Below are 7017 nucleotides of genomic sequence, written 5' to 3'. Positions count from 1 at the left end.
GTACGGCCCGCGCCGACCGCTCCGCACCGCCGCCAGGTGCTCACCGGCGAGCCGGGCCCGGACCTCCGGCGGCAGCGTCGGGGCGTCCGAGCCGGGCCCGGCGCCGGCGATCCGCCGCCCGGTGGGGGAGAGCACCCACGCCCGCAGGTCGAGGTCGCCGGCGAGCAGGTCGAGCACGACCTCGGGCCCGCCGCCGGTCGGACCGGACGCCATCATCCGCCGGTGGCGCTCCACCACCGCCGCCAGATCGCCTGCCCGCTCGCTCGACACCTGCCGCACGACGTGCTCGGTGATCGTCGCGAAGGCGACGTCCTCGTCCACGGCGAACAGCGGAAGCCGGTGCCGGGCGCAGGACTGCACCAGGTCGTCGGGGATGCCCGCCAGCTCGGCCTCGCCCGCGGCCAGCCCGGCCACCTGGGCACCGACCAGCGCGCGGACGAACGGCTCGGTGTCCGAGGCGTCCCGCCGCCAGGCCAGACCCGTGAGCACCAGCTCACCGCCGGACAGATAGCGGCTGGGGTCCCGCAGGTCGGTGGTCATCACGCCGCGGACGGTGCGGTCCAGCTCGTCCTCGCCGCTGAGCAGCCGCAACCCGAGCGAAGTCGTCTCCAGCAGAGCGCGCAGCCGCATCCTCTCGCCCACCGTCCTGACCGTTGCCGTAGATGCCGTCTCGTCCGACCCGAACCGTCTCCGGGACCGGCCTTTCGTTCGAATCTACAAGACCGGTGGGTCGTCCAGCTAATCGCTTCATGCATTCGGTGACTGCACCGGTCCGCCCGACCGGGGGTCTACTGGGCGGCACACGAGATGAACAGCACATGAACGGGTTCGCTCCGCCGGGCCCGGTGCCCCCCACCAGATCGTCACCCCGTCCCACGTTCTCGGGCCGTCCCCCGCGTCGTGCAATCCCAAATCCCGTACCGCGACCACGCGGCGGGTGTCCCTATGAACCTTGGGAGCCAGCACAATGGCACAGTCGAAGGTAGAGCCGATGATCTCCGCGGAGGAACCGGGCGACGGCACGCGCCCCCCTGCCGACACGGGATGGCTCGACCGCTACTTCCACATCTCCACGCGTGGGTCCACGGTCGGTCGCGAAGTGCGCGGCGGCGTCACCACCTTCATGGCGATGGCGTACATCCTGCTGCTCAACCCCCTGCTGCTCAGCGTCGAGGACGTGAACGGCAACACCCTCCCGGCCTCCGCGGTGGTCACCGCCACCGCCTTCGCGGCCGGACTCACCACGCTGCTGATGGGCGTCATCGGCAAGGTGCCGCTCGCCCTGGCGGCCGGCCTGAGCGTGTCCGGCGTGCTGGCGACCCAGGTCGTCCCCAGCATGACCTGGGGCCAGGCCATGGGCATGTGCGTGATCTACGGCGTGATCATCATGCTGCTGGTGATCACCGGGCTCCGCGAGAAGATCATGAACGCGATCCCGATGGGCCTCAAGCACGCCATCACCATGGGCATCGGCGCGTTCGTCGCGATGATCGGACTGGAGAAGGCCGGCTTCGTCGGCCGCTCCGAGGCCGGCCCACCGGTCACCCTGGGCGTCGACGGCCAGCTCACCGGCTGGCCGGTCCTCGCCTTCTGCCTCACCCTGCTGGCCATCTTCATGCTGCTGGCCCGCAACGTCCCCGGTGCGATCCTCATCGGCATCGGCATCGGCACCGTCTTCTCGCTGGTCGTCACCCAGGTCAAGGGCCTGAACCAGGAGCACTGGGGGCTCGCCACCCCGCAGATCCCCAGCAGCCCGATGTCCAGCCCGGACTTCAGCATCTTCGGCAACGTCGAGTTCGGCGGCTACGCGGCGCTGGGCGCCACCACCGTCACCATGATCGTGTTCACGCTGGTGCTGGCGGGCTTCTTCGACGCCATGGCGACGATCATCGCCGTCGGCCAGGAGGCCAAGCTCGCCGACGCCAAGGGACGCATGCCCGGGCTGAACAAGGCCCTGCTCATCGACGGCGCCGGCGGCGCCATCGGCGGTGTCTCCGGCGCCTCCGGGCAGACGGTGTTCATCGAGTCCGCCAGCGGCGTCGGCGAAGGCGCGAGAACCGGCCTGTCCGCCACCGTGACCGGCCTCATCTTCACCCTGATGCTGCTGTTCACCCCGCTCGCCCAGATCGTGCCCGGCCAGGTCGCCGCCGCGGCGCTGGTGGTCATCGGCGCGATGATGATGCAGAACGCCCGCCACGTGGACTGGAAGGACCGCGCGGTCGCGATCCCGGTCTTCCTCACCGTCGTCCTGATGCCGTTCACCTTCTCCATCGTCAACGGCGTCGCCGCCGGCGTCATCGCCTACTCGGCCATCAAGCTCGCCCAGGGCAAGTGGCGCGAGCCCGGCCTGTTCATGTGGCTGCTCACGGCCATGTTCGTCTTCAACTTCGCCTTCAACGACGTCGGTCACTGACCACCCGCCCCTACCGCCCGCGATGGCGCGCCCCGACACCGGGGCGCGCCACCGCGGGCGCTCCCGCACGTCCTGACGTCCCCGCCGGACCGCCGGTGGGCCCGGTCGGGCTACGGAAGCGCTCGGGCGCCGTGCTGCTGGTCGAGGTGGTAGGGGCCGCGGTGGCCGGCGACTCGCTGATCAGCCCGCGCATATCACCACCCGCTCGCTGCGCAGCCACACCACCTCCCGGCGGCCGTCGTGAAGACGCATCTCGCGCATGTCCAGGGCACGTTGGCGGTGCGCAACAGGGTGGGGACCGCCGCCTGGGTGTGGGACGCGGGGCTGCGGCGGGACTGACGCCGGGCAGCGGCTACAGCGCGTTGCGGGTGCCGGTGCTCACCGGTTCGGTCGCCGTGTTGCCGCGTTCGGCGGCCGTCCGCACCTGCTCGGCGGTCAGCGCGTAGCCGGTGTCCGGGTCGCTCACCGAGCGGGCGAAGATCACGCCGTACACCTCGCCGCCGGTGGTCAGCAGCGGGCCGCCGCTGTTGCCGGGGCGCACCAGCCCGCGCAGCGGGTGGATGTCACGGGTGACCACACTCGACCCGTAGATGTCCTGGCCGCGCGCCGAGGTGCGACCGGCGACCGTGGCGGCGCGCAGGTCCAGTCCGCCGTTCTGCGGGTAGCCGGCCACCACGGCGGCGTCGCCCCGACTCGCCGGACCGGCGAACGGCAGCGTGGGCGCGTCCAGGTCCGGCACCCGCAGCACCGCCACGTCGATCTCCGGGTCGAAGTAGACCACCGTGGCCCGGTAGCGCGGTCCGACACCGCCCACCCGCACGGTCGGCTCGCTCACCCCGGCGACCACGTGCGCGTTGGTCATCACCCGCCGCTCGGCGTAGACGAAGCCGCTGCCCTCCTGGCCCTGACGTCGGCCGTCCACGGCGGCCACGCCCTCCACCTTGACCGTGCTGCGCTGCGCCGCCGCGACGGCCGCGGCGGTCACCGAGTCGCCGGACGGCGCCGGCACCTCCGCCACCGACTCCCGCTCGAAGGGGTTGAACACCTGCGGGAACCCGGCCGTCGTCAACGCGCCGGTGGCCCTGCTGAACCAGGTCGGCGCCTGGTCGGGCAGCCGGTCGTCGACCGCGCGCAGCACCGAGGAACCCCGGATGGCCTGACTCACCTCGGGTGAGGGGGAGGAGACCAGCGCGCTCGCCGCCACCCACGCCACCAGCAGCACCGCCACGACGTTGGCGAGCGCCCCGCCCACGCCGTCCAGCCAGCGCACCGGGGGCGCCCAGTGCAGCGTCTGCCGCAGCCGCCAGCCGAGCCGGGCGGCCAGCGCCTGCCCGGCGCCCGCCGGGACCAGCACCGTCAGCAACGCGACGAGGAAGGCCATCGTGGTGCCGCGCTCGACGAGCCCCAGGGTGAACGGCAGCAGCCACACGCCGATGACCGCACCGCCCACAAAACCGGCGAGCGACACCGCCCCGGCGACCAGGCCGCGGCGGTAGCCGGACACCGCGAACGACGCGGCGGCGAGGAGGATCACGACGTCGAGCAGGTTCACCTTTGTGGTCCCTTTCCGCAGACAATCCCCCGAAGTCCCGCGCGAGTCCGTCCGACGGGTGCTGGTCAACAAGAACGCGGGCCGACCATGTCCGGTTCCCTGCTGTGCGATGTCTCATGCCCGCTTGTCGAAAGGTGAGCGCCGACAGGTCGCCGCCGCGAACCCCTGGGCTCACTCGTACACCCGCAGTTCCACGAGCACCGCGAGGTGGTCGCTGCCCTCCAACGGCACGAAGCGGGCCGTCACCGGCACCAGGTGCCGGCTGACCAGGACGTGGTCGATCTGCGCTCCCAGCCGGGGCGCGAGCGGTGCCGGCCAGGTGGCGGTACGGGACCGGCCGACCAGCCGGGTGGCGTCCCGCATCCCGGTGTCGACGATCGCCCGGAAGGCGGCGTGGTCCTGGGTGGCGTGGAAGTCGCCGGCGATGATGGTGCGGGCGTCGCCGCGGTCGGCGGCGAACGTCCGCAGCGCCGCCAGCTCCCGCCGCCAGGTGTCCAGCCGGAACGGTTCGGGCGGCATCGGGTGGGCGACCTGGAAACGCACGGGCAGCCCGCGCACGTCGACGACCGCGCCCGGCATCGCCAGCGTGCCGGGTACCCGGGGCCGGGCGCTGAGCGGGTAGGTGCTGAGGATCGCCGACCCCGCGGCGGCCCCGTCGCCCGCGAACAGCTGGTAGGGGTGCTCGTCGCGGACGGTCGAGCCGCGCAGGCGCCGCGCGCACTCGGCGTCGCACTCCTGGACGGACACCAGATGGGGGCGCTCCTCGCGCAGCGCCGCGAGCAGCGCGTCGAGCGCCTGCCCGTGCCGCAGGTTCGCGGTCAACACCCGGATCTGCGCCGGTGGTTCGGCCTCGGGCAGGGTCTGGCTCGGCCCGTAGGGCTGGAGGTACCAGGCGATCGTGCCGAGGGCCGCCAGGGCCCAGCCCACGAGCAGCAGTCGGCGGGCCAGTACCGCGAAGAACAGCGCGAGCCAGCCCGGCACCAGCAGCCACGGAAGGAAGGCCAGCAGGTACGGGAGCGGCGTCGGGCCGTCGGTGTCGGCGATCCGCGCCACCAGCGGGGCGGTGCACACGAGCAGCAGGAGCACGCTGAGGGTGGCTGCCGTGCGGCGCGCGCCACCGCGCCGGGCGGGTCGGGCGCCCCTGGAGGTGCCCGACCCGTCCGGCGTCCGGTGCTCGGGCGGCCGTCCGCTTCCCGTTCGCATGTCCCGATGGTGCACCACCGGGGACGGCTCAGCCGGCGTCGCCGCCCGTCAGCATGTCGCCCCAACCGGGCTGGAGCATCGTCTGGAACCGCCATCCCTCGTCGGTCCTGACCAGGATGTCGGCGTAGTCCAGCTGGTGGGTCCGGCCGCCGGCGGTCATGGTCGAGCGGGAGAAGACCACCGCGAGGGTGGGGCTGAGGAAGAAGGGCGTGCGCACCGAGTCGAAGCGGGTGCCGCCTTCGGCCGGCGTGTCGTCCGACCCGTCACCGCCCATCACCCCGCCCATCGTGGTCAGGTACTGCCCGCGGTCCCACTGGCCACACCACGCCCGGCCGGTCGAGTCGTCGGTGACCAGGTTCAGCGGGAAGACCGCCAGGTCCGCCGTCCGCGGGACGTCCCCCGCCGCGCTTGAGTTGTCGTAGTGCGCGAACCACTCGGCCAGGCTGCACAGATCCTCCTCGGTGGGGCGGTAGCCCGTGACGGACTCGGTGGCTACGTCGTCGCGGAACGACGAGACGGACGAGGAGTGGGGAACGGTCAAGGAGACTCCTGTAGTCAAAGTTGATTAGCGTCCAGGAGTGAGCACGGTAGTGGGTGTTATGGCGCTAGTCAAGTTTGATCAGAAACAGAATTCTTCTTCCTGCCCTTCTCCTTGCGGACAGCTTCTGGCCGCAAGAGCGCATACGGTGCCGTCATGCAGACCAAGGTGCTGAGCACGCGTGAGATCAACCGGGCCACTCTCGAACGCCAGGCGCTCCTCGCCCGTACCGACCGCTCACCGGTCGAGGTGGTGGAACACCTCGTGGGTATGCACGCCCAGGTGCCCGGCAACGTCTACACGGCACTGTGGAGCCGGGTTGTCGACTTCGACCCGGACGCCTTCTCCCGGCTGATCGAGGAGCGGCGGGTGGTCAGGGTGAGCCTTCAGCGCTCGACGCTGCACCTGGTCACCGCGGAGGACTGCCTGCCGCTCCGCGGCCTGCTCCCCGAGGTCCATCTCCGCACACTCAAGGGTGCGTTCGGACGGCCTCTCGCCGCGCTGTCGGAGGCGGAGACCGCCGAGGTTGTCGCCCGGGGGCGGGAGTTGGTGGAGGAGGCGCCGCGCTCGTCCCACGAGCTGGGCGGGCTGCTCGCGGAGCGGTGGCCCGAGGTGGGCCGGCAGGCGCTTGCCATGCTCGTTCGTCAGTACCTGCCGCTGGTCCAGGTGCCACCGCGCGGACTGTGGCAGCGCGGCGGCCAGGCCCGCCACACCACGGTCCAGCACTGGCTCGGCGTGGACCACGCCGAGGAGACGACAGCCGAGGAGGGGACGGCGGTCGAGCGGCTGGTGCTGCGCTACCTCGCCGCTTTCGGCCCGGCGAGCGTGAAGGACGCCCAGATGTGGTCCGGACTGACTGGTCTGCGCGAGGTGTTCGACGCGCTGCGGGACCGGCTGGTGTGCTTCCGCGACGAGGCGGGAGCCGAGCTGTACGACCTGCCCGACGCGCCGCGCCCGGACGCGGACACCCCCGCACCGGCCCGGCTGTTGCCGGAGTACGACAACCTCTTCTACGGCCACGCCGACCGCTCGCGTGTGGTGACCCGGGAGGACCAGCGCCGCACCTGGCGGGGCAACACGTCCTACTCCGTCTTCCTCGCCGACGGACGCATCGAGGGTGTGTGGCGCCTGGAGGTCGACCGGCGGCGCACCGCCGGCACGTTGTGCCTGCACCCCTTCCGCCCGCTGCCGCGTCCACAGCGGGCGGCGGTCGAGGCGGAGGCCGCGGCACTGCTGGAGTTCCACGTCCCCGGCGGGGCGAACGACGTCCGCTGGGACGAGACGCCCCTCTGGGAGGCGTGAGTCCTCCAC

The 7017-nt window shown here is 72.2% G+C and carries 6 protein-coding genes; 2 read left to right on the top strand and 4 right to left on the bottom strand.

What is annotated here, in order from left to right; genetic code table 11:
• Nucleotides 1–630, bottom strand: a 630-nt coding sequence (locus GL263_RS17985) for a PucR family transcriptional regulator ligand-binding domain-containing protein (RefSeq protein ID WP_182856745.1), incomplete at its 3' end; no start/stop codon positions are given.
• 337 nt (nt 631–967) lie between these two features.
• Here GL263_RS17985 and GL263_RS17980 point away from each other — a divergent pair.
• Entirely contained in the window at nt 968–2413 is a 1446-nt protein-coding gene (locus GL263_RS17980) for an NCS2 family permease (protein WP_182856743.1), read from the top strand.
• A 352-nt stretch (nt 2414–2765) separates the two neighbouring features.
• Here GL263_RS17980 and GL263_RS17975 read toward each other — a convergent pair whose 3' ends face one another.
• The 3 genes from GL263_RS17975 to GL263_RS17965 all read right to left on the bottom strand — a co-directional run bounded on the left by GL263_RS17975 (nt 2766) and on the right by GL263_RS17965 (nt 5619).
• On the bottom strand, nt 2766–3965 hold the full coding sequence (locus GL263_RS17975; protein WP_182856742.1) for a MarP family serine protease: 1200 nt from the start codon (nt 3963–3965) through the stop codon (nt 2766–2768).
• Between the two features lie 171 nt (nt 3966–4136).
• Complete coding sequence (locus GL263_RS17970) at nt 4137–5168, bottom strand: endonuclease/exonuclease/phosphatase family protein (RefSeq protein ID WP_182856741.1); 1032 nt, start codon at nt 5166–5168, stop codon at nt 4137–4139.
• Nucleotides 5169–5196: 28 nt separating this feature from the next.
• Nucleotides 5197–5619 (bottom strand): nuclear transport factor 2 family protein, encoded by a 423-nt coding sequence (locus GL263_RS17965; protein ID WP_182856744.1) that lies wholly within the window; start codon nt 5617–5619, stop codon nt 5197–5199.
• Nucleotides 5620–5862: 243 nt separating this feature from the next.
• On the opposite strand from GL263_RS17965, the gene GL263_RS17960 reads away from it, so the two are divergent.
• A complete protein-coding gene (locus tag GL263_RS17960; protein WP_182856740.1) occupies nt 5863–7008 on the top strand; it encodes a winged helix DNA-binding domain-containing protein in 1146 nt (381 codons plus the stop codon).
• Nucleotides 7009–7017: the final 9 nt, after the last annotated feature.

Origin of the sequence: Streptomyces durbertensis (assembly GCF_014156695.1) — a bacterium.
In the GTDB taxonomy this organism is placed as follows: domain Bacteria; phylum Actinomycetota; class Actinomycetes; order Streptomycetales; family Streptomycetaceae; genus Streptomyces; species Streptomyces durbertensis.
Note: the sequence above shows the minus strand (reverse complement) of the source record. Positions and strands in the feature narration are given on the sequence as shown.

Excerpts from the sequence above, each read along its gene's own strand:
- GL263_RS17980 (WP_182856743.1), top strand. The coding sequence starts at position 968 with ATGGCACAGTCGAAGGTAGAGCCGATGATCTCCGCGGAGGAACCGGGC.
- GL263_RS17970 (WP_182856741.1), bottom strand. The coding sequence starts at position 5,168 with ATGCGAACGGGAAGCGGACGGCCGCCCGAGCACCGGACGCCGGACGGG.
- GL263_RS17960 (WP_182856740.1), top strand. The coding sequence starts at position 5,863 with ATGCAGACCAAGGTGCTGAGCACGCGTGAGATCAACCGGGCCACTCTC.